The following is a 22114-nucleotide window of genomic DNA, read 5'->3' as shown; positions in this document are numbered from 1 at the left end:
GGCGCGCCGAATGCGTCATGTGCGGATTCCGTCGAGGAGACACATCGTGAGCACGGTATCGAATGAAGCGAACTCGCCGTGGCATCGGGGCGAACTCGAGCTGCAGGAAAAGACAGGCGTGATGCAGAAGATGGACAGCGTGGGACGACGCTTCGTCAGGAACCACATGCCCGACCAACATCGCGCGTTCTTCGCGCAGTTGCCTTTCGTCGTCGTCGGTGCGGTGGCCGACGACGGCGATGCGTGGGCGACGTTCGCATTCGGCCAGCCCGGCTTCATGCAGTCGCCGAACGACAAACGCCTGCGCATCGACACCGTGTTCGATCCGAACGATCCGGCTGCCGGCGGCACGCGCGACGGCGCGGCGATCGGCCTGCTCGGCATCGAACTGCATACGCGGCGTCGCAATCGCCTGAACGGCATGATCCGTCGCGGCGAGACGCGCGCATTCGATCTCGACGTCGTGCAGAGCTTCGGCAACTGCCCGCAATACATCCAGTTGCGCGATTTCGCGTTCGTTCGCGAACCCGATACGTTCTCCGCGATCGCACCGGAGGAAAGCGATCGTCTCGACGACCGCGCCCGCGCGATCATCGCGGCTGCCGACACGCTGTTCGTGGCGTCTTACGTCGGCGACGGCGCCGAGCGCCAGGTCGACGTTTCGCATCGCGGCGGCAAGGCGGGGTTCGTGCGCATCGGCGACGACGGCGTGCTGACGATCCCGGATTTTGCCGGCAACCTGTTTTTCGCGACGCTCGGCAACTTCCTGGTCAATCCGCGCGCGGGCATCGTGTTCGCCGACTTCGAAACCGGCGACGTGTTGCAGATGACCGGCGAAGCCGAAGTCGACCTCGATTCGCCGGAGATCGCCGCCTTTCAGGGCGCGGAGCGACTGTGGCGCTTCAAGCCGCGCCGCGTCGTTTATCGTGCCGGCGCATTGCCGTTGCGCTGGACGTTCCGGGCGGAAGGCTGGTCGCCCAACTCGCTGATGACAGGGAGCTGGGACGAGGCCGCGAGTCGCTTGAGCGCCGCCGAACTGGCACGGGCGTGGCGTCCGTTCAGGGTCGCGAAAATCACCGACGAGAGCACGCTGATTCGCTCGTTCCAGCTCGAACCCGAGGACGGCGCCGGATTGGTGCCGCACCTGGCGGGTCAGCACGTGCCGATTCGCGTGCACCTGTCGGAAGGCGGCGATCCGCTCATCCGCACCTATACGTTGTCGAGCGCGCCGTCGGACCGCGTGTATCGCATCAGCGTCAAGCGGGAAGGGCGCGTGTCGTCGCATCTGCATGACGGGGTGCGGGTCGGCGACCGCATCGACGTCCGGGCACCCGCCGGGCAATTCACGATCGATGCGCTCGAGCGCCGGCCTGCCGTGTTGCTGGCGGCCGGTGTCGGGGTGACGCCGATGCTGGCGATGTTGCGTCACATCGTCTACGAAGGCGCGCGCAAGCGCGGCACGCGCAAGACCTGGTTCTTTCACGCCGCACGCTCCGTGAAGGAGCGCGCGTTCGGCGACGAGATCGGCCAGCTCGCGTCGGCCGCGAACGGCGCGGTGAACGTGGTGCGCGTCCTGTCGGACGCGACCGGCGCGCGCGAAGGCGACGAGTTCGACGTCGCGGGCCGCATCGATGCGAACCTGCTGCGCGCCACGCTGCCGTTCGACGACTACGACTTCTATCTGTGCGGACCGTCGGGCTTCATGCAAGCGGTCTATGACGGGCTCCGCGACCTGAACGTGGCGGACCACCGAATCCACGCGGAGTCGTTCGGCCCTTCCGGGCTCAGGCGTCGAACCGATGCGGGCGCGAGTACCCCGCTGCGTGCGCCGGCGGATACGCCGACACCTGTCGCGTTCGTCAAGTCGGGCAAGGAAGCGCGCTGGCAACCGGGCAGCGGCTCGCTGCTGGACCTGGCCGAGGCGCGCGGCCTGACGCCCGAATACGGGTGCCGCGGAGGCAGTTGCGGCACCTGCCGCACCCGGATCGTCGAAGGTGCGGTGACGTATCCGGTCGCGCCGGAATTCAAGGTAGCGGACGACGAAGCGCTGATCTGCTGCGCGGTGCCCGCGCATCGCGAATCGGGCGGCGGCGACCGTCTGCTGCTCGACGTGTAATTCAGAACCCTCGTCGCCCGGCGACGATTCCCAACGAAAGGAGTTTGATCATGAAAGACGTCAACGTTGTTCGCCCGCCGCTTCCGCCGTTCTCGCTGGAGACGGCGATCGAAAAAGTGCGGCTCGCCGAAGACGGGTGGAACACGCGCAATCCGGAGCAGGTTTCGCTCGCGTACAGCGTCGACAGCGTGTGGCGCAACCGCGCCGAATTCGCGACCGGCCGTCCGGCGATCGTCGCGCTGCTCACACGCAAGTGGCAGCGCGAACTCGACTACCGGCTCATCAAGGAGTTGTGGGCATACGGCGGCAACCGGATCGCCGTGCGCTTCGCCTACGAGTGGCGCGACGACGCGCAGAACTGGTATCGGTCGTACGGCAACGAGAACTGGGAATTCGGTGACGATGGCCTCATGCATCACCGCCATGCGTGCATCAACGATCTGCCGATCGCCGAGGCCGACCGGAAGTTCTTCTGGCCGCTCGGGCGCAGGCCCGACGATCATCCCGGCCTGAGCGATCTCGGCCTGTAGGAGCGGCTTGCCTGCCTACCGAACGCGATGCCTGATACGCGTGCCGGTCGGGACGGTTCCGTCGCGCGCGCGCCGCGCCGACTCGCCGGTGCCTGCTATGCAGACCACATCGGCGCCTGGGCTCTCAGCTTTTCGACGCAGAGATCGATGAACGCGCGCGCTTTCCGGTTCGCGTGCCTGCCCTCGCGATGCACGACGTGAACCGGAAGCGGGGCAAGTTCGTGCTCGGCCAGCAGCACGCGCAGCGCGCCTTGCGCGAGTTCGTCGACCACCTGATAGGACAGCAGGCGCACGATCCCGAGACCGGCCGTTGCCGCGGCGATCGCGGAATCGTTCGTCGTGGTCAGCAGGCGTGGCTGGATAGGGACGGCGAGCGTCTTGTCCCGCGCGCGGAAGCGCCATTCGGGCGCCGGCGTGATGCCCGTCGCCTGAATCGTGACGTGAGCCGCGAGATCGTCCGGATGCCGCGGCGTGCCGTGCGCGTCCAGATAAGCGGGAGACGCGCACAGCACGCGGCGTACCTTGCCCACCGAGATCGCCTGCAGCGACGAGTTCGGCAGCTCGCCGATGCGCACGGCCACGTCGGCGCCTTCATCGACGAGATTCACGACACGGTCCAGAAACCAGCAGTTGAGATTGACGAAAGGATGCTGCTCCAGATACTCGAGCGCGATCGGCGTCACGTAGCTCTTGCCGAACAGCACGGGCGCCGTGACGGTGAGCTGGCCGCGTGGCGCATTGCCGGTGCCGGTGGCGGAAAGCTCGGCCGCGTCGATGTCCGCCAGAATGCGCCGGCAGTCTTCGTAAAACGACGCGCCCGCATCGGTGATGCGGACCACGCGCGTCGTCCGCGTCAACAGCCGCACGCCGAGATATTCCTCGAGTTCCGTCATCACGCGGCTGATCACCGACGGCGATACGTTCAGCTTGCGCGCCGCCGATGCGAATCCTTCCGTCTCGACCACCGTGACGAAGGTGGTCATGGCCTGGAGCCTGTCCATGTATGAAAGATATCCGGGTGAAGTGAACGTGGCCTTACGCGCATCGTGCGCATCCATGTCGCCGCATGGCGGCGGCCAGCATAGCAAAGTTTCGAACCCGTTCCGCCTGTGGGGCCGGTGCGGGGGACGATCGTTGTTCGTGCAGGCAACATGCATCGTCGACGGATGCGCGGTCGTGGGCCGGCCGCGATGCATGCGGCAACATCGCGAATCCGGTCCCCATGCAGGCGATCGCGCGAACGTCGGTCCCGGACGGAGTCGACGGGCGAACGCGGCGCAAGCATCGTGCGTCAGGATGAACGCACTTCCGGCTCCGCGATTCGCGACGATCGCATGCGCCACTTCGCCGGCGTCATGCCTACCTGCCGTTTGAACACCCGTTGGAACGCGGCTTCGGATCGATAGCCGACCGATTCGCCGATCTCGGCGACGGACATCGTCGTTTGCGCCAGCTTGCGCCCGGCCAGCGCCATGCGGATTTCCGTCAGGACGTCGCTTGCCGAGCGGCTGATCGCCTCGTCGAAGTGGCGTGCGAACGTCGCGCGCGACATGTGGCAGCGCTCGGCCAGCTGTGCCAGCGTCCAGGGTTTTTCGGGCTCGTCGAACATGGCTGCGAGCGCCGGTTGCAGCCGATGACGTTGTGCCAGTGCAAGCAGCCCGCGCGGCGCGTGGCCTGCCTCGGACGCACTGCGCAGGGTCAACGCGAACAGCGCGCCGGACAGATGATCCACGACCGCGGCACTGCCGGCGCGTTGCTCCAGTACTTCCTCGCGCATCAATTCGATGACCCGCGCGAGTCGCGTGGCTGCAAACGCGGCGTCGCGCGTCTGTCCATCGACCGCGGTTACGCTGCTCACGATCAGACGTCGCGGCAGATGGTCGCGCAGCAACTGCTGCGGGACGGCAGGCAGCACGAAGCGCCCGCACAGCACGTCGGTGTTCGCATCGGCGCTGCCGTTCGTCGCAACGGTCAGGCCGTTCCTGTGCCGCTCGCGCGCCGCGCGCGGCGCCTCGCCGCTGCCGTCGTGCAGGCGATGGGCGCTGCCGGACGGAAACACCACGATGTCGCCCGCCTTCATCCGGAGCGTCGGTTCGTCTTCTCCGCCCGTCTCGCACTCGACGACAGCCTCGCCGCGCAACAGGATGTGATAGGGGAGTTCCCACTCGCTCGACTTGGGATGGTCGATGCGCCACGGCGCGCCGAAGTGGCACCGCACGTCAAGCCGCCCGGTGACCGGCATCATCGACAGCAATCGGTCGAGCATTTCCATATGAGACGTTTGAGCATGAAGTTGCGGCAGTATGGCATTAAAGAAATCGTCGCGCATCCCTACACTGACTCCCATGCCATACGACATGGCTAACCGTTCAACCACGAAGCAAGGAGTCGATCATGTCCCGTCTCACCACCATTCGCCCTGAAGAGGCAACCGGCGCGGCCGCCGAAGTGTTCGCGAAGATCAAGAAGGCTGTCGGCAAGGTGCCCAACGCATACGCAACCGTCGGCACGCAAAGCCCCGAAGCGCTCGGCGCGGTGCTGGCGTTCGATGCCGCGGTCGCGGCGAGCACGCTCGGCAAGGCCGATATCGAAGTGATCAAGCTGGCGGTCAGCGAATACGCGGGGTGTGATTACTGCGTCGCCGCTCACACGCTGATGGGCAAACTGGCAGGCCTGACGAGCGATCAGATGAAGCAGGTGCGCGCGGGCGCGGCCACCGGCGACGCCGCGCGCGACGCGTTGGTCGCGTATGTCCGTACGCTCGTCGGCACGCGCGGCACGGTTCCCGTTGCGGCCGTCGATGCGGTGCGCGCGGCTGGCTATACGGAACGCCAGCTCATCGAGATCAATCTGGCCATCGCATCGATCACGTTCACGAACCTCGTCAATCGCGTGAACGATACGACGCTCGATTTTCCGGCCGTGGCGTAACGGCGCGGCGGATCGAGGCCGGCTTCCGACACTGCGTCGTTGCGCAATTCGCCGCGCACGTGTCGGACCGGGTCGGACGGCGCCCGGTGCTGATCGCCGGCTTGCTCGGTGCGGCGGTCGCCGGTTGTTCGTTGTTCACGTTGTCGCCGGGCAGCGATTATGCGCATCCGCAACTCGCGCTGATCGCGTGCCTGGCCTGCCACGGCATCATTCTCGGACCGATGGCCGAATTGTTTCCGACGCGGGTGCGCTTTACCGCCCTGTCGACCCGCTATCAGCTCGCATCGGTGCTCGGCGGGTCGATCGCCCCGATCGTCGGCACGCTGCTCGTCAGCTATGCGGGCTCGGCGATCTTCGTCGCGGGTTACGCGATGCTGATGGCGCTCCCCGCGTTCGTCGCGGTGATCGCGTCGCGCGAATCGCGCGGCGAGGACTTCGGGTCACGGTCGATGTCCGCCGGCCATGCGGTTGTGCGGACGACCGACCGGCCGCGCCCGACGCATGCATAAGGAACGACCGCACGCGTCATGCGGGCGACGAACGGCTCGCCGAGTTGAACCCTGCCTTCGCCGAAGCGGCAATCAGGTGCCGTAGACGTTCTCGCAGAGCGCGACACTCGCCCCCAGCTTCCGGGACAGATCGGCGGCCGCATCCAGTTGCGGTCGATCCAGCTCGCCCGACGCGTGCGCGACGCTGAGGCGGGAGGCAGGGCCGGAAAGCGTCAGCGCCGCCATGAACTTGTCGCCGGCGCCGAAAATCGGCACCGCGAACGCCGCCGTGTGCACGTCGCGTGCACCCGCGGTGAAGAGGGGCAGTGCGGGCGGCTTGTCGTAGATCGGTTCGCCAAGCCCCCAGAAACGGATCACCTGGCTGATGGCCGTGTCGTCGAGCGGCAGCATCGTCCCCGCGAGCCGCGTTTCACGCAAGCCTTCGGACGGTTCGACCCGAAACAGGCAAAGCCGCTGCCCGTTGTCGTGCACGTAGTAGGATGCGCTTTCTTTCGTCAGCGCGGCCAGCGCATGCAGCGCCGGTTCGACCACCGTGGACAGGTGGAACGACTGCTCGTACAGCTTGCCGAGGTACAGCACGCGATGTCCGAGCGAATAATTGCCGGACTGCGCGCGCACGACATAGCCCATTCGCTCCAGCGAGTTCATCAGCCGATAGACCGTCGTCTTGTGCATGCCGGACGCCTGCGACAGCGTCGCGAGCGATTGCGATTCGGCGCCGGGCTTGAAGCAGTCCAGCAGCGAAAGCGCCTTTTCCACGGCAACGACCCCGTCGTTTCCCATTCCTTCTCTCCCGTCGACATTTACCCGAAATTGTACAGAGTAAAACGCTGGTTTACCACGTAAAAGGGTAAACGCCAGTGCCATGACGCGCCTCGCTTGGCTATAGTGATTTCACCATGTACACCAGTGTTGTACAGCGTACAACACACAACCCGAGGTCGAATCATGAGCAAGACATCCGCCGGCACTTCTTCGATCAATCGCGACATCGAACGCGTTTCGCCGGAACTCGTTCAGGCGGCCGCGCGCTACCAGGCCGCGATCCTGGCCGACGTCGCGGGCCGCCGCGGCACGGTGCATGGCCGCGTGCGGCCGTTGTCGCCGAAGATGAAGGTCGCCGGCCCGGCGGTCACGGTCGAAGTTCGCGCCGGCGACAACCTGGCGATCCATGCGGCGCTCGCCGTCGCGAAGCCGGGCGACGTCGTCGTGGTCGACGGCAAGGGCGATATCTCGTGCGCGCTGCTCGGCGAAATCATGGCGGCGCAGGCAAAGGCGAGCGGCATCGCCGGCATCGTCATCGACGGCGCGGTTCGCGACGCGCACGAACTGGCCAACGGCGACTACCCGATCTTCGCGGCCGGCCTCAATCCGTGCGGCCCGACCAAAAGCGTCGCGGGGCGCGTGAATGCGCCGATCTCGCTGGGCGGCACGGCGGTCAATCCGGGCGACCTGGTGGTCGGCGACGCCGACGGCGTCGTCGTCATTGCGCGCACCGACGTCGCGCGCATCGTCGATCTCGCGCAGAAAAAGCTCGACTTCGAAACCGCGCGTATCGCGGCGATCCACAAGGGCGACCTTCGTCCGGGCTGGATCGAGAAGGAGCTGCGCGCAGCCGGCATGCTGGCCGAAGGCGAGGCACTGTGATGCAGATCGCTTCGCACAAGCCCGTGGTCCTCGTGACCGCCGCCGACCTGGCGCCGCAAGCGCTCGAGATGCTTGCGCAGTTCGACGTCGTGTTCGCCGGCAAGCAACCGACCGAGGACGACATCGTGGCGCTCTGCACCCGGCACAAGCCGGTCGCGATCATCGTCCGGTACGGCAAGGTCAACGCCCGCATCATGGACGCCGCCGAAAACCTGCAGGTAATTTCGAAGCACGGCAGCGGCATCGACGTGATCGATCAGGCCGCCGCCGCCGCGCGCGGCATCGCGGTGCGCGCCGCGGTCGGCGCGAATGCGGCCGCCGTCGCCGAGCACGCGTGGGCGCTGCTGCTCGCGTGTGCGAAGTCGGTTCCGCAGCTCGATATCCGCATGCGTGAAGGCCATTGGGACAAGTCGACGCACAAGTCCGTCGAACTCGACGGGCGCACGCTCGGCCTCGTCGGCCTCGGCGCGATCGGCCGGCGCGTGGCCGCGATCGGCGCCGCGTTCGGCATGAAGGTGCTCGCGTTCGATCCGTTCGCGAAGGAAGCGCCGGCCGGCGTGAAGCTCGTGCCGCTCGACACGCTGTACGCGGAATCGGACGTCGTGTCGCTGCATTGTCCGTTGACGGCCGACAACCGCCGCATGCTCGACCGCGACACGCTCGCGCGTTTCAAGCGCGGGGCGATTGTCGTCAATACCGCACGCGGCGGCCTGATCGACGAAGCCGCGCTTGCCGACGCGTTGGCGAGCGGCCACTTGCGCGCGGCCGGGCTCGACAGCTTCGACGTCGAGCCGATGACGGTGCCGCACCCGTTTCAGCAAATCCCCAACGTGATTCTGTCTCCGCATATCGGCGGCGTGAGCGATGCCGCGTACGTGAACATGGGCAAGGGCGCGGCCGCCAACGTTCTCGCGGTGCTGGACGAACGCGCGCACAGCGCGGCTTGAACCCCGAACATCGAGGTACGCATGTTTTATCTGACGAGTCCCGACGTGCGCGAAGCCGACGTGTTCACGCGCATGCCGGAGAAGTTTCGCAAGCCGGACGTTCGCACGGAATGGGCGCGCGCGAATCGCGGCGGCATGGTCACGGATTCCTTTCTCGAAGGGCCGGTGTGGGATCCGGACGGCTATCTGTTCGTGACCGACATTCCGCACGGGCGCATCTTCCGCATTTCGCCGTCGGGCGACTGGGATCTGGTCGTCGAATACGACGGCGAGCCCAACGGGATGAAGCGCTTCGACGCATCGCACCTGATCATCACCGACTACCGGAACGGCCTGATGCTGCTCGATATCGAGCGCGGTGAAATTCGCCCGTATCTCGAGCGCCGCAACACCGAGCGCTTCAAGGGCGTGAACGACCTGACGTTCGACTCGGCCGGCAACCTTTATTTCACCGATCAAGGGCAGACCGGGCTGCATGATCCGACGGGCCGCGTGTATCGGCTGTCGCCCGACGGCAAGCTCGACATGCTGCTCGGCACCTGCCCGAGCCCGAACGGGCTCGTCCTGTCGCGTGACGAGAAAGTGCTGTTCGTCGCGATGACGCGCGGCAATGCCGTGTGGCGCATGCCGCTGCAGGCCGACGGATCGGTCACCAAGGTCAGCCCGTTCTTCACGTCCCACGGACCGAGCGGCCCCGACGGCCTCACCGTCGATCTCGAAGGCCGCCTGTTCGTCGCGAATCCGGGGCTCGGCCGCGTGTGGGTGCTCAACCACTGCGCGGAGCCCGTCGAGATCCTGACCGGGCCGAAAGGAGCGTCGCTCACGAGCGTGTGCTTCGGCGGCCCGGACATGAAGACGCTCTTCATCACCGAATCGACGTCCGGTTCCGTGCTGAAAGCGGACATGAGTATTGCCGGCCCGCTGCCGAAGCAGGCCGCGAAGCAGGGCTGAGACCCAAGAGCCGGGAAGCCGCGCGTCGGCTTCTCGCCCGTATGCCGAAAGATCGCGCCGCCAGCCGCGCGACGAAGGAGACAAGCATGACCGTTTCGCACGCGCTGCATGCCGGCGACGACGCCCCGCGCGCCGACGCGCCATCCGCGGAGCGCCTCGCCGGCGACGATTACGCGGCCAGCGAGCGCACGCTCGCGAAGGCGTTCCGGCGCATTCTGCCGTTCATCTTCGTCTGCTACGTGATCAGCTATCTCGACAGGACCAACGTCGGTTTTGCCGCGCTCACGATGAACAAGGATCTCGGTCTCACGGCCGAGCAGTTCGGTTTCGGTGCCGGCCTGTTCTTCATCGGCTATTTCCTGTTCGAGATTCCGAGCAACCTGATCATGCAGAAGGTCGGGGCGCGTGTATGGATCGCGAGAATCATGATCACGTGGGGCGTGTTCTCGATGGCGACGGCGTTCGTCGTCGGACCGAAGAGCTTTGCGGCCGCGCGCTTTCTGCTCGGGCTCGCCGAGGCGGGATTTACGCCCGGCATCTACCTGTATTTCACGCACTGGTTTCCCGGCAAGTGGCGCGCGAAGGTGACGGCCGCCTTCCTCGTCGGCATCCCCGTCGCGAACATGATCGGCTCGCCGATTTCCGGTGCGCTACTCGAACTCGGCGGCCTGCACGGGCTGCGCAGCTGGCAGTGGCTGCTGCTGATCGAAGGCGTACCGGCGGTGATCCTCGGCATCGCGTGCCTGTTCGTGCTGGCCGACCGTCCCGAGAAAGCCGCGTGGCTCAGTGACGAAGAGAAGGCGTCGCTCGCGAAGCGCCTGGCGTTCGAGCAACGCGACATCGGCGCGAAGCACGGCAGCAAGCTGCGCGACGCGATGACGAACTGGCGCGTGTTCGTGCTCGCGTTCGTCAACTTCTGCGGGATCGTCGGCTCGCTCGGCGTCGGCTTGTGGATGCCGCAGATCATCAAGCAGTTCGGCGTCGAACACGCGGTGGTCGGCTGGCTGACGGCCATTCCGTATGCGATCGGCGCCGGTGCGATGCTCTGGTGGGCGCGTGTCGCCAATCGTGCGGCCAACCGCATTCCGTATGTCGCCGGTGCACTGGCACTCGCCGCGGCGGCGTTGTGTGCGAGCGCCTTCATTCATGCGCCGGCTTTCAAGCTGATCGCACTGTGCGTCACGGTGAGCGGGATCCTCGCGTTCCAGGCGACCTACTGGGCCATTCCGTCGGGATTCCTCACCGGCCGGGCCGCCGCGGGCGGACTCGCGCTGATCGTGTCGGTCGGCAATCTCGGCGGCTTCGTCGGGCCGTCGCTGATCGGCGCGCTCAAGCAATTCTCCGGCGGCTTCACAGCGCCGCTCATCGCCGTGTCGGGTGTGCTGCTGCTCGGCGCGCTGACCATCGCGTGGCTCGGCGATCCGGGCTCGGGCGCCGGCGAAGCGCCTATCGCCCGCGAGCCGTGAATTTTCCTTCGTCGGACCCACCCATAAAAAACAGTTTGGAGACTCCATGTTGTCGAATCAGGCCAGCCGGAATACCCGCCCGACCTCCCGCTTCGTGCTCGGCGCCCTCACCGTCGCGAGCGCGACCTCGTGGTGCGGCGCCGCCCATGCGGAAAGCAGCGTCACGCTGTACGGCATTGCCGACGTCGGTATCGAGCACATCAACAACGCGAGCACCGGCGGCGCGCAGACGCGCGAAGCGTCGGGCAATCTGTCCGGTTCGCGCTGGGGGCTGAAGGGCGTCGAGGATCTCGGCGGCGGCATGAAGGCCCTTTTCCAGCTGGAAAACGGCTTCAACATCAATGACGGCACGACCGCGCAGTCGACGAAAGGCCTCGGTTCGAATGCCGCCACGACGTCGCGGATTTTCGGCCGGCAGGCGTGGGTCGGGCTGGCGTACCGGGGCCAGCAACTGACGTTCGGCCGCCAGAACTCGCTCTTCTACGAACAGGCCGTGGCCTTCGACCCGATGGGCGCGTCGTCGCGATACTCGGTGCTGTCGGTCGATTACGCGGCCGCCGCGCGTATCGACAATTCGGCGAAGTACACCGGTGTGTTCGGCCCGCTGACGGCGCAGGCCATGTACAGCACCCGCTACGACACCGGGTACGGCGCCGAGGTGCCGGGCGCGCAACTCACCGGCCGCTTCTTCAGCGGGGCGCTGACTTTCGCGCAAGGGCCGCTCGCCGCGAGCGTGTCGTACGAGCAGCGCAACAGCAACACCGTCGCGACCAACACGGGCATCGAGCGTCGTGCGACGGCCGCCGCGTCGTATGCGATCGGACCGGTGAAGGGATTCGCCGGTTATCGCTATCTTCAGGCGTCGAACGCGTTCCTGCCGGCGAACCCGATCCGTGTCGCGAACGGTTCCGACGCCAGCGCGGCGAACCTGTACTGGGCCGGCGCGCAATACGCGGTGTCGCCGGCGTTCGTGGTCACGGCAACGGCCTATTACCAGGACGTGCATTCGACGAGTGCCGACCCGTGGCTTGCCGTGCTCAGTGCGGACTACCTGCTGTCGAAGCGCACCGACATCTATGCGACGGCGGGTTTCGCGCGCAACAAGGGCGGCTCCGCGCTCGGCGTGAACGGCTACGGCACGGTCGCACCCGATCACAACCAGACGGGCGTGGTGATCGGCATGCGCCAGAAGTTCTGACGGCGAGCGCGATGCAGACCGTTCATGCGCCCCATCTGCCCGTCCGGCCCGCGTGGCTCGCCTTGCGCGACGAGCCGGTGCTCGAACCCGAGCTTGCCATCGTCGATGCCCATCACCACCTGTGGGACCGCCAGACCGGACGCTATCTCGCGGACGAGTTCGGCGCGGACGTGCGCAGCGGGCATCGGGTCGTGTCGACGGTGTACGTGCAGTGTCGATCGATGTTGCGCGCAAGCGGCCCGGACGCATTCAAGCCGGTTGGCGAAGTGGAATTCGCGAATGGCATCGCCGCGATGTTCGACAGCGGCGCATACGGTCCCGCGCGGTGCTGCGAGGCCATCGTCGGCGGCGCCGATCTGTCGCTCGGCGCGGAACTCGAGGCGGTGCTCGACACGATGGCGCAGGTGTCCGGCGGGCGACTGCGCGGGATCCGCAATCCGCTCGCGTGGCATGCGAGCCCCGACGTGCGATCGAGCCCGGTGACGCCGCCGCGCGACCGGATGTCGGACCCGGCTTTCCGGCAGGGCGTGACGACGCTCGGCCGCTACGGGCTGTCGCTGGATGCGTGGGTCTATCACACGCAGCTCGACGACCTGTACGAACTCGCGCGCGCATGCGAGCACGTCACCGTCGTCATCGACCATTTCGGCGGTCCGCTCGGCGTGGGGCCGCATGCCGGCCGGCGCGCGGAAGTCCATGCGCAATGGAAACGGCCACTCGCGCGTCTCGCCGCGCTGCCGAACACGCGCATGAAGCTCGGCGGCGCGGGCATGACCGTGTTCGGTTTCGACTTCGCCGCGCGCGACCTGCCGCCGTCTTCGCAGGAGCTGGCCGCGGCATGGCGGCCGTATTTCGACACCTGCATCGAATGCTTTGGCGTCGATCGCTGCATGTTCGAAAGCAACTTCCCCGTCGACAAGGGGATGTTCGGCTATCGCGTGCTGTGGAATGCCTTCAAACGACTCGCGTCCGCGATGTCGGCCGATGAAAGGGCCGCGCTGTTCAGCCGGACGGCCGCATCGACGTATCGCATCGCGCTTCCCGGAGACAACCCATGAAGACGAATGCAATCGTGACGACGCAGGAGATGGAAGCCGCAGCCGCGGAAAAAGGGCTCACGCGCATGACCGGTATCGAATGGCGTTCGCTGTCGCTCGCCGGGCTCGGCTGGACGTTCGAGAGCTACGACTCGTTCCTGCTGTCGCTCCTGCTGCCGACGCTCGCGCTGCAGTTCGGGTTGAGCAAGGCGCAGCTCGGCATGTTCACGAGCGTCACGGCGGCCGGACAGATCGTCGGCGGCATTCTGTTCGGCTTCGTGTCGGACCGGATCGGACGCGTGCGCACCGCGCTGCTCTGCGTCGGCATCTACTCGCTGTTTTCCGGCCTGATCGCATTCGCGCCCGACGCGCACACGTTCGCCGCGTTGCGCTTTTTCGGCGCGCTCGGCATGGGCGGAACCTGGACCGCCGGCGCGGCGCTCGTCGCGGAAACCTGGCACCCGAGCCGGCGCGGCAAGGGCGGCGCGCTGATGCAGATGGGCTTGCCGATCGGCGCGATTCTCGCGATCGCAATCTCGGGCATCGTCGGCGCCGCGCATGGCGGGTTGGGTGGCGACAGCTGGCGTCTGCTGTTCCTGATCGGCGCGTCGCCGTTCTTCATTCTGTTCTGGGTCGCGCGCAAGACGCCGGAATCGCCGATCTGGCTCGAACGCCGGCACGCGAAGTCGCAGGCCCGCAAGCTCGACACCGCGAGTCGCGAGAAGCTGAACGTGCGCGGCCTGCTTACCGCGTTCTGCTTCATCTTCTTTCTGCAATACCTGTACTGGGGCGTATTCACGTGGACGCCGACGTTCCTCGTCACGGTGAAGCACCTCGACTTCGTGCATAGCCTGAAGTTCGTGCTGGCGCTGCAGTTCGGCGCGATCACCGGATTCCTGCTGTTCTCGGCATGGGTGGACCGCATCGGCCGGCGTCCGATGTTCCTGGCCTACCTGCTGGTCGGTGCGCTGGCCGTCGGCGTGTACATCGTGTCGGCGAATCCGTTGCTGCTGATGACCGCGATCTTCCTGACCGGCTTCAGCGTGAACGGCATCTTCGCGGGTGCCGGCCCGTTCCTCGCGGAGATCATCGGCAACACGGCATCGCGCGGCTTCTTCATGGGCCTCGCATACAACGGCGGCCGGCTCGGCGGCTTCATCGCGCCGTTGATCATCGGTGCGCTGGCGTCGACGTCGGGCGGCTTCGTGCTCGGGCTCGCGACGACGATCGTCGCGTTCGTCGCCGCGGCCGCGGTCGTGCTGTTCGCGCCCGAAACGCGCGGGAAGACGCTGTCATGAACGTGGCCACGCAAGCGGGGTGGGTGAGCCGGCTGTTTCCCGCGCTGACCGAGGCATCGCTGCGGCGCTATCTGAGCGGGCAGGTCGCGTCGGTGCTCGGCAGCTGGACGCAGAATGTCACGCTGAATCTGCTGATCTATCACCTGTCCGGCTCGGCGGCGATCCTCGCGCTGCTCAATTTCCTGCTGTACGGGCCGCAGTTGATCGTCGCGCCGGTGGCGGGCTCCCGCATCGGCTCGGCCAATGCGCGCCGCGTGACGCTATGCGTGCTGACGGCGTCGCTGCTGCTGACGGGCAGCCTCTTCACGCTGTCGCTGCTCGGCCTGCTCGGCGTGAAGCTGATCCTCGCGCATGCGCTGGCGATCGGCGTGTCGAGCGCGGTGGAAACGCCGGCGCGGCAGGTGCTGCTGCTGACGAGCCTGCAGGATGCGACGCACACCTCCAACGCGGTCGCGATGAACACGATGGTCTACAACGTCGGACGCATGGTCGGCCCGACCATCGCCGGATTCGTCTATCCGACGCTCGGGCCCCGCACGTCGTTTGCGATCTATGCGCTCGCGCTGTGCTTCATGGCGGCATGCGTGCGGTCGATCCGGGTTGAGTCGGTGGACCGCCCGTCGCGCGCGGAAAGCGGCCTGCGCGACGCGGTCGGCTATGTGCTGTCCGATGCGTTCTCGGCCCGCTATCTGCCGATTCTCGCGTGCATCGGCCTGTTCGCCGGCAGCTACCAGACGCTCGTGCCGCTGCTCGCGGACCAGGGCTTTCACGACGCGGCGCGCTTTACCGGCGTGTTCTTCGCGTGCGCCGGCGCCGGTTCGTTGAGCGCGGCGGTGCTGTTGTCGTCGGCGTTCGGGCCGCGCGCGTCGCGCCGGTTCATCGCGTATGCGCCGTGGACGGCGGTCGGCGCACTGGCCGTGCTGGCCGCGACGACCGATGCGGCGGGATCGATTCCCGCGTTCTATGCGCTCGGCTTCAGCCTCACGTTCGCGGCCACGTCGACGAACGCGACGATTCAGCGGCAGTGTCCGGAACACGTGCGCGGCGGGCTCGTCGGGATGTACGGCATGGCCTACAACGGCACGATGCCGTTCGGTTATCTGCTCGTCGGCAGCGCATCGGAGGCGCTCGGCGTGCGACACACCTTCGCCGCCATGGCCACCGTGCTCGCGTGCGGCGTCGTGGCGATCATCGCGTGGCAACGGTTTACAGGAACGCGCTCAGGCGCACAATAAACGGAGACAACATGCAAACCGCTTTCATGGACGCGTCCGCGATCGAGCGCCGGACCATACGAAAGGTCGTCTGGCGACTCATTCCCTTTTTGATGATCTGCTACCTGCTTGCCTTCATCGACCGGGGCAACGTGGGGATGGCGTCGCTGCAGATGAACCACGACCTCGGGATGTCGGCGCAGGTGTTCGGTTTCGGCAGCAGCCTGTTCTTCATTTCATACTTCTTCTTCGAAGTGCCGAGCAACCTCGCGCTGCAGAAATACGGCGCGCGGATCTGGATCGCGCGGATCATGATCACGTGGGGCATCGTGTCGGCGGCGACCGCGCTCGTGCATAACGCGACGACGTTCTACGTGCTGCGTTTCCTGCTGGGCGCGGCCGAGGCCGGCTTCTTCCCGGGCGTGCTGCTTTATCTGTCGTACTGGATTCCGACGCAGTACCGTGCGCGGATCGTCGCGACGTTCATGGTCGCGATTCCGGCCGCGAGCTTCATCGGCTCGCCGGTCTCCGCGCTGCTGTTGCAGATGGACGGTGTCTGGGGCCTGCGTGGATGGCACTGGCTGTTCATCCTCGAAGGCATTCCGACCGTGCTGCTCGGCGTCGCCTGCCTGTTCATACTGCCGAACAAGCCGGAGAACGCGAGGTGGCTCGACGACGACGAGCGCGCATGGCTCTCGGCCACGCTGGCCGCCGGCCACAAGACACGCAAGAAGGTGCCGTCGCTGCCGCTCGCGCAACTGTTCCGCAACCGCTACGTGCTGTGCCTCGCGCTCGTCGACACGTGCGCTTCCGCGGCAGGCAGCACGCTGTCGGTGTGGCAGCCGCAGCTGCTGAAGTCGTTCGGCCTGACCGTCATGGAGACCGGCCTGCTGAATTCGGTGCCGTACGCAGTGGCCTCCGTCCTGATGGTGTACTGGGGCCGTCGCTCGGACCGCGTCGGCGAACGGCGCTGGCACACGGTCGTGCCGATGCTGCTGATCGGCGTGGGCCTGTTCGCGACGTCGCTGAGCGGATCGCTGCTGCCGACGGTCTGCATGCTCTGCGCGGTGCTGGTCGGCGCGTATTCGTTCAAGGGCCCGTTCTGGGCGCTCGCCACCGACATGCTGTCCAACAGCACCGTGGCGGCCGGGCTCGCGACGGTCAATGCGATCGCGAACCTGCTCGGCGGCGGGCTGATGGTGAACGTGTACGGGTGGGTGAAGGCGGCGACGGGCAGCTACGCGCTCGCGTTGATGCCGCTCGCGATCCTCACGCTCGTGAGCGTCGCGACGCTGCTGCTGCTCACGCGCAATCATGCGGCCGGCAAGCTGGTCGGCAAGACGGGGACGATCTGATCATGGCGCGCATCGCGAGACGCGAATTCCTCAGGATCGCCGGCGCGACGCTGGCTTCGGCTGCATTGCCGAGGCTGGCCGCTGCCGACGAAACGTGGTCGAGCGGCACCGAGCGGCCGGTGTTCCAATTGCCCGAAGGGGCGATCGACTGTCACATGCACATCTACGACGACCGGTTTCCGGTCGCGCCGGGCACGACGCTGCGCCCGCCGAATGCGACCGTCGCGCAATACCGGCGCGTGCAGGCGCGGATCGGCGTGAAGCGCAACGTGGTCGTGACGCCGTCGACGTACGGGACGGACAATCGCTGCACGCTGGCGGCGCTTGCGCAGTTCGGCGACGACGCGCGCGGCGTGGCCGTCGTCGACGGCACCGTGAGCGACGACGAACTTCGGGCGCTCGATCGCGGCGGCATCCGTGCGATCCGGTTCAACCTGAGCTATCCGGGCGCGACGACGCTCGACATGCTGGCGCCGCTCGCCGCGCGTATCGCGAACCTCGGCTGGCATATCGAACTGGTGGTGCAGGGCGCGCGGCTGCCGGAACTCGAGCGTCATCTTGCGGTGCTGCCTTGTCCGCTCGTCATCGACCATATCGCGCATGTGCCGCAGCCCGGCGGGCTGTCGTCGGCCGCGTTTCGCACCGCGCAACGCCTCGTCGAAAAGGGCCATACGTGGATCACGTTGTCGGGGCCGTACGTCGACAGCAAGACGGGGGCGCCCGCCTACGACGACGTCGCGCCGGTCGCGAAGGCGCTGATCGACATGGCGCCGGAACGCATGCTGTGGGGCACCGACTGGCCGCACCCGACGCAGAAGACGGACAAGCCGGACGACGCAAGCCTGCTGGACGTGATCGCCGGGTGGATCGGGCGTCCGGACTGGCAGCAGCGGATATTCGTCACGAACCCGGCGAAGCTGTACGGATTTGCATAGCGCAATGCGGTGGGCCGGCATCGGTGCGCCCCGACAGCGGGTACGTCGTCAATGGCCTGCCGCATACGAAGCAAAGACTTTCTTCAGGTATGCCAGGAATACTTTGACGGCCGGGCTACTCCGGCGGCTCTCGGGCCAGAGCGCGGTGATAGTGGAGCGCGGTTCGACGAACTCGGTGAGGACCGGCACGAGCTCCCCGCGCCGAACGTACGATGCAGCGACATACGTCGGTGAAATGCCCACGCCTCCACCTGCCGCCATGACGGCAGCTACCGCATCGCTGGTATCGACAACGATGCCCGCATCCGGCGTGAGGCTGAGCGACGCTTCGCCCGTGGCAAAGGTCCAGCGAAGAACTTGCCCCGAACTTTGAAAGCGAAAGTTCACGCAATCGTGATCCACGAGGTCGTCGGGATGTCTTGGCACACCGCGTTTGGCAAGGTAGTCCGGAGACGCGTAGGCGCCGATGTAGTGAGGGGAAAGCGCTCGCGAGACCAAACGAGAGCCCGCGAGGTCCCCCACGCGAACAGCCACGTCGATACCTTCACCGACGAGGTCGACGAAATGATCGCCCAGGCGCAGGTCGAGCGACAGTTTTGGAAAGCGCTGACGAAACGCGGGTAGGGCGGGCGCGATCAGATGGACCCCGATCGGGAGCGGCGCGGTCACTTTCAGGATGCCCGCAGGCTCGGATCGCGCCGAGGCAGCAGCCTGTTCGATCGCTTCCATTTCCGACAGCAGGCGCAGCGTGCGTTCATGCAGGTCGCGCCCCTCGTAAGTCAGCGTCAATGACCGTGTCGTGCGGTTGAACAGTTTGATCTCGAAGTGACGCTCCAGGCGCTGGATACTTTTGCTCACAGCGGAAAGCGTTACGCCAAGCGCGCGCGCTGCAGCCGAATAGCTTCCTAACGATGCCGCGCGGCTAAATGCGATGAGACCGGTGAGGCGGTCCAGGCTGATTTGTTCCATGGCGGAAATATAGAAGCGAATGCGGCGCTGATTATCAATGTCCGCTGCCAAGTATAGAGTGCTCTGCACGGCGCCGTCTTGAGTTGCGCCGGCTGACAGGGCCCACTTCATGAACTCCGATTTCGATTCGCATTCACTCGAGAGCAAGTCCGTCCTCATCTTCGGCGGAACGTCCGGAATCGGCCTTTCCGCGGCCAAACAGGCCAAGGCCGCCGGTGCAAGCGTCACGGTTGTCGGGTTCAACCCGGAGGGCGCCGAACAGGTCGCGATCGAGAATGGATTCGCGGGTTGGCGAAGCGCCGACGTGACCAAGCCGGAGACCATCGTCGCGGCATTGGCGGACATCGCTCACGTCGACCATCTCGTTCTCCTCGCGGGAACCTTCGTGGCAGGCAAGGTACTCGAGGCGGACGTCGACTATCTACGGCGGGCGTTCGACGAGCGCGTTTGGGCAGCCGTCCATACCTTGCGCGCATTGGGTGACCGTCTGGCGGCCGATGCCTCCGTCACGTTCATTTCCGGCGTGTTGGCCGATCGACCCAACGCCTATGGCACAGCCATTCTTGCGTCCGCGTCGGCCGCGATGGAGGCGCTGGCCAGGGGGCTGGTTCTCGAACTTGCGCCTCGCCGTGTCAACACCGTTTCGCCCGGCACCACCGATACACCGTTGCTGGCTCGCACGCTCGGTGAAGGTCGTGACGCGTACGTCAACGCATTGAAGGACAAATTGCCGCTGCACCGTTTGGGAACCGCCGAAGAAGTGGGCGCTGCCGTGGTGTTCCTCATGAGCAATGGATCCATGAACGGCGAGACGATTCATGTCGACGGCGGCGCTCGCCTTGTCTGAGTCCGATAAAGAGTTGCCGGCATTTCCACGTTGGCAAAAACGAGAAGGAGGTTCGGGTGCCTACGCTGTTCGATCCGTTGCGACTCGGTGCGATTGAAGCGCCCAACCGTATCTTCATGGCGCCGATGACGCGTGCGCGGGGAACGCGCGAACACGTACCGACCGCGATGATGGCGGACTATTACAGTCAGCGTGCGTCCGCGGGGCTCATCATCTCGGAGGCGATCGGCATCTCCCGGCAGGGCCTGGGATGGCCTTACGCCACCGGGCTGTGGGCAACTGCGCAAATTGCCGGCTGGCGTACGGTGACCGATGCCGTGCACGAAGCGGGTGGTCGCATCATCGCTCAGCTTTGGCATATGGGGCGAGTCGTGCATCCGAGCTTTCTGAATGGCGCACCGCCTGTCTCCTCGTCCGGGACGACGGCGCCCGGCCATGCTCACACCTACTCGGGCAAGCAGCCCTACACGCAGGCACGCGCACTCGAGACAAACGAAATTCCCGCGGTTGTCGAGCAGTTCGCCGCCGCAGCGCGGAATGCGCTGCAGGCCGGCTTCGACGGCGTACAGCTGCATGCGTCGAACGGTTATCTGATCGATCAATTCCTGCGAGACAGTGCCAACTTCCGCAGCGACGCGTATGGCGGATCGATCTCGAATCGGCTCAGGCTTCTCATCGAGGCAACCCGGGCTGTCGCGGATGTAGCGGGTCCCGGCCGTACCAGCGTTCGTCTGTCTCCCAACGGCGAAACCCAGGGCGTGCGTGACAGCGATCCCTTGCCGTTGTTTGTCGCGGCCGCCGAGGCGCTATCCGCGGTAGGGATCGGATTCCTGGAACTGCGTGAGCCTCCGCTGAACGGCAGTTTCGGCGTCGGCTACCTCGATCCGCTCGCTGCGAAAATTCGACCGGCTTTCAAAGGACCGTTGGTGCTCAACTCGGATTTCGACGCCATTCGCGCTCAGGCGGAACTCGATGCGGGCGTTGGCGACGCCGTTACGTTCGGGCGCCCGTTCATCTCCAATCCGGATTTCCCCCGGCGTCTGGCCGAAGCGATTCCGCTCGCGTCGGACGACCCGGCAACGTGGTTCACGCAAGACGCGGAGGGCTACATCGATTACCCGTTCGCGGCGTCGACGTAACTCTGCCTTCCTGAAGCGGGCTCAAGATCGGGCGGCACCCGTGTACGTCCCTTTCGCCTGCCGGCCGCATTCGGGCGACAACCACCCGAGATCGCGCTTGCCACGACGACTTCCGCAGCAACCGTTACTTCCCTGCAACCGTACGAAAGGAACACGATCATGTCATTCATTACCACGCGAGACGGCGTCGACATTTTCTACAAGGACTGGGGGCCCAGGGATGCTCAGCCGATCGTGTTCCATCACGGCTGGCCACTCTCCGCGGATGACTGGGATGCCCAGATGCTCTTCTTCCTGTCGAACGGGTATCGCGTCATTGCGCACGACCGGCGCGGACACGGGCGCTCGTCGCAGGTCGCCGAAGGTCACGACATGGATCATTACGCAGCGGACGTGTTTGCGCTCGTCGAGACGCTGGACGTCAGGAATGCCGTGCATATCGGCCATTCCACCGGTGGCGGCGAAGTCGCGCGCTATGTTGCAAGGCACGGCGGGCCGGCGGGGCGTGTCGCCAAGGCAATTCTTGTGAGCGCCGTGACGCCGCTGATGCTGAAGACGCCATCGAATCCCGAAGGCCTGCCGCAGGATGTCTTCGACGGGCTACGCAAGGGGCTCGCCGAAAATCGCGCGCAGTTCTTCGTAGACGTGCCCGCGGGTCCGTTCTACGGGTTCAACCGTCCGGATGCGACCGTTCATCCGGGCGTTATCCAGAACTGGTGGCGCCAGGGAATGATGGGTAGCGCGAAGGCCCACTACGACGGTATCGAGGCGTTTTCGGAAACGGACCAGACCGAAGATCTCCAGTTGATCGACGTGCCGACGCTGGTGCTTCACGGCGAAGACGACCAGATCGTCCCGTACAAAGACGCGGCGCTCAAGACAATCAAGCTGTTGAAGAACGGCACGCTGAAGACGTTCCCGGGCTTCTCTCATGGGATGTTGACCGTCAACGCAGGTGTCTTGAACCCTGAATTGCTGGCATTCGTTCAAGGCTAAGACCGGCGGTACATGGAGACCCTGCCTGT

Annotated in this window: 20 protein-coding genes and 1 pseudogene; 17 read left to right on the top strand and 4 right to left on the bottom strand. The window is 66.0% G+C overall.

All coding sequences use genetic code 11. The annotated features are described in order from the left end of the window. The first annotated feature begins 46 nt into the window (after positions 1-46). Entirely contained in the window at positions 47-2116 is a 2070-nt protein-coding gene (locus tag CFB89_RS27655) for a pyridoxamine 5'-phosphate oxidase family protein (protein WP_089470718.1), read from the top strand. 50 nt (positions 2117-2166) lie between these two features. Then, complete coding sequence (locus CFB89_RS27650) at positions 2167-2646, top strand: nuclear transport factor 2 family protein (RefSeq protein WP_089470717.1); 480 nt, start codon at positions 2167-2169, stop codon at positions 2644-2646. Between the two features lie 95 nt (positions 2647-2741). Here the strand turns inward: CFB89_RS27650 and CFB89_RS27645 are convergent, their stop codons facing one another. Together CFB89_RS27645 and CFB89_RS27640 are read right to left on the bottom strand one after the other, a co-directional pair. After that, positions 2742-3647 carry a LysR family transcriptional regulator gene (locus tag CFB89_RS27645; RefSeq protein WP_089470716.1) on the bottom strand — a complete coding sequence of 302 codons (906 nt, stop codon included), beginning with the start codon at positions 3645-3647 and terminating at the stop codon, positions 2742-2744. Positions 3648-3937: 290 nt separating this feature from the next. Further along, positions 3938-4975: an AraC family transcriptional regulator gene (locus CFB89_RS27640; protein WP_089470715.1), complete on the bottom strand. Its 1038-nt coding sequence runs from the start codon at positions 4973-4975 to the stop codon at positions 3938-3940. Positions 4976-5040: 65 nt separating this feature from the next. On the opposite strand from CFB89_RS27640, the gene CFB89_RS27635 reads away from it, so the two are divergent. Together CFB89_RS27635 and CFB89_RS27630 are read left to right on the top strand one after the other, a co-directional pair. Next, complete coding sequence (locus tag CFB89_RS27635) at positions 5041-5577, top strand: carboxymuconolactone decarboxylase family protein (protein ID WP_089470714.1); 537 nt, start codon at positions 5041-5043, stop codon at positions 5575-5577. A 35-nt stretch (positions 5578-5612) separates the two neighbouring features. Next, positions 5613-6086: pseudogene (locus CFB89_RS27630) on the top strand (MFS transporter); the annotation flags it as partial. A 72-nt stretch (positions 6087-6158) separates the two neighbouring features. On the opposite strand, the gene CFB89_RS27625 reads toward CFB89_RS27630, so the two are convergent. Beyond that, positions 6159-6869, bottom strand: coding sequence for an IclR family transcriptional regulator (locus CFB89_RS27625; RefSeq protein WP_089470713.1), 711 nt, complete (start codon positions 6867-6869; stop codon positions 6159-6161). A 165-nt stretch (positions 6870-7034) separates the two neighbouring features. Between CFB89_RS27625 and CFB89_RS27620 the strand changes: the two genes are divergently transcribed. The 10 genes from CFB89_RS27620 to CFB89_RS27575 all read left to right on the top strand — a co-directional run bounded on the left by CFB89_RS27620 (position 7035) and on the right by CFB89_RS27575 (position 18134). Continuing rightward, positions 7035-7733: a methyltransferase gene (locus tag CFB89_RS27620; protein ID WP_089470712.1), complete on the top strand. Its 699-nt coding sequence runs from the start codon at positions 7035-7037 to the stop codon at positions 7731-7733. Next, the gene (locus CFB89_RS27615; protein WP_089470711.1) at positions 7733-8680 is read left to right on the top strand and encodes an NAD(P)-dependent oxidoreductase; all 948 of its coding nucleotides are present in this window, start codon (positions 7733-7735) and stop codon (positions 8678-8680) included. Before CFB89_RS27620 ends, CFB89_RS27615 begins: the two co-directional genes overlap by 1 nt. A 21-nt stretch (positions 8681-8701) precedes the next feature. Continuing rightward, positions 8702-9631, top strand: coding sequence for an SMP-30/gluconolactonase/LRE family protein (locus tag CFB89_RS27610; RefSeq protein ID WP_089470710.1), 930 nt, complete (start codon positions 8702-8704; stop codon positions 9629-9631). 86 nt (positions 9632-9717) lie between these two features. Then, positions 9718-11097 (top strand): MFS transporter, encoded by a 1380-nt coding sequence (locus tag CFB89_RS27605; RefSeq protein WP_089470709.1) that lies wholly within the window; start codon positions 9718-9720, stop codon positions 11095-11097. A 46-nt stretch (positions 11098-11143) separates the two neighbouring features. Beyond that, the gene (locus tag CFB89_RS27600; RefSeq protein ID WP_089470708.1) at positions 11144-12295 is read left to right on the top strand and encodes a porin; all 1152 of its coding nucleotides are present in this window, start codon (positions 11144-11146) and stop codon (positions 12293-12295) included. Between the two features lie 11 nt (positions 12296-12306). After that, positions 12307-13353, top strand: coding sequence for an amidohydrolase (locus tag CFB89_RS27595; protein WP_089470707.1), 1047 nt, complete (start codon positions 12307-12309; stop codon positions 13351-13353). Further along, on the top strand, positions 13350-14630 hold the full coding sequence (locus CFB89_RS27590) for an MFS transporter (RefSeq protein WP_089470706.1): 1281 nt from the start codon (positions 13350-13352) through the stop codon (positions 14628-14630). The genes CFB89_RS27595 and CFB89_RS27590 overlap by 4 nt, the downstream gene beginning before the upstream one ends. Next, positions 14627-15865: an MFS transporter gene (locus CFB89_RS27585; RefSeq protein ID WP_089470705.1), complete on the top strand. Its 1239-nt coding sequence runs from the start codon at positions 14627-14629 to the stop codon at positions 15863-15865. The genes CFB89_RS27590 and CFB89_RS27585 overlap by 4 nt, the downstream gene beginning before the upstream one ends. Before the next feature lie 11 nt (positions 15866-15876). Continuing rightward, on the top strand, positions 15877-17199 hold the full coding sequence (locus tag CFB89_RS27580) for an MFS transporter (RefSeq protein WP_089470704.1): 1323 nt from the start codon (positions 15877-15879) through the stop codon (positions 17197-17199). 2 nt (positions 17200-17201) lie between these two features. Beyond that, positions 17202-18134: an amidohydrolase gene (locus tag CFB89_RS27575; RefSeq protein ID WP_089470703.1), complete on the top strand. Its 933-nt coding sequence runs from the start codon at positions 17202-17204 to the stop codon at positions 18132-18134. 48 nt (positions 18135-18182) lie between these two features. On the opposite strand, the gene CFB89_RS27570 is transcribed toward CFB89_RS27575, so the two are convergent. Continuing rightward, on the bottom strand, positions 18183-19103 hold the full coding sequence (locus CFB89_RS27570; RefSeq protein ID WP_089470926.1) for a LysR family transcriptional regulator: 921 nt from the start codon (positions 19101-19103) through the stop codon (positions 18183-18185). A 109-nt stretch (positions 19104-19212) separates the two neighbouring features. Here CFB89_RS27570 and CFB89_RS27565 point away from each other — a divergent pair, with 109 nt between their 5' ends. The 3 genes from CFB89_RS27565 to CFB89_RS27555 all read left to right on the top strand — a co-directional run bounded on the left by CFB89_RS27565 (position 19213) and on the right by CFB89_RS27555 (position 22085). Next, positions 19213-19950, top strand: a complete 738-nt coding sequence (locus CFB89_RS27565) for an SDR family oxidoreductase (RefSeq protein ID WP_089470702.1) — start codon at positions 19213-19215, stop codon at positions 19948-19950. 56 nt (positions 19951-20006) lie between these two features. Further along, positions 20007-21089 (top strand): alkene reductase, encoded by a 1083-nt coding sequence (locus CFB89_RS27560; protein ID WP_089470701.1) that lies wholly within the window; start codon positions 20007-20009, stop codon positions 21087-21089. A gap of 159 nt (positions 21090-21248) precedes the next feature. Beyond that, entirely contained in the window at positions 21249-22085 is an 837-nt protein-coding gene (locus CFB89_RS27555) for an alpha/beta fold hydrolase (protein ID WP_089470700.1), read from the top strand. The last annotated feature ends 29 nt before the right edge of the window (positions 22086-22114 follow it).

It is taken from the genome of Burkholderia sp. AU16741 (genome assembly GCF_002223345.1).
GTDB lineage: Bacteria > Pseudomonadota > Gammaproteobacteria > Burkholderiales > Burkholderiaceae > Burkholderia > Burkholderia sola.
The sequence above is the reverse complement of the archived record's forward strand: the minus strand, read 5'-3'. Positions and strand labels throughout refer to the sequence as shown.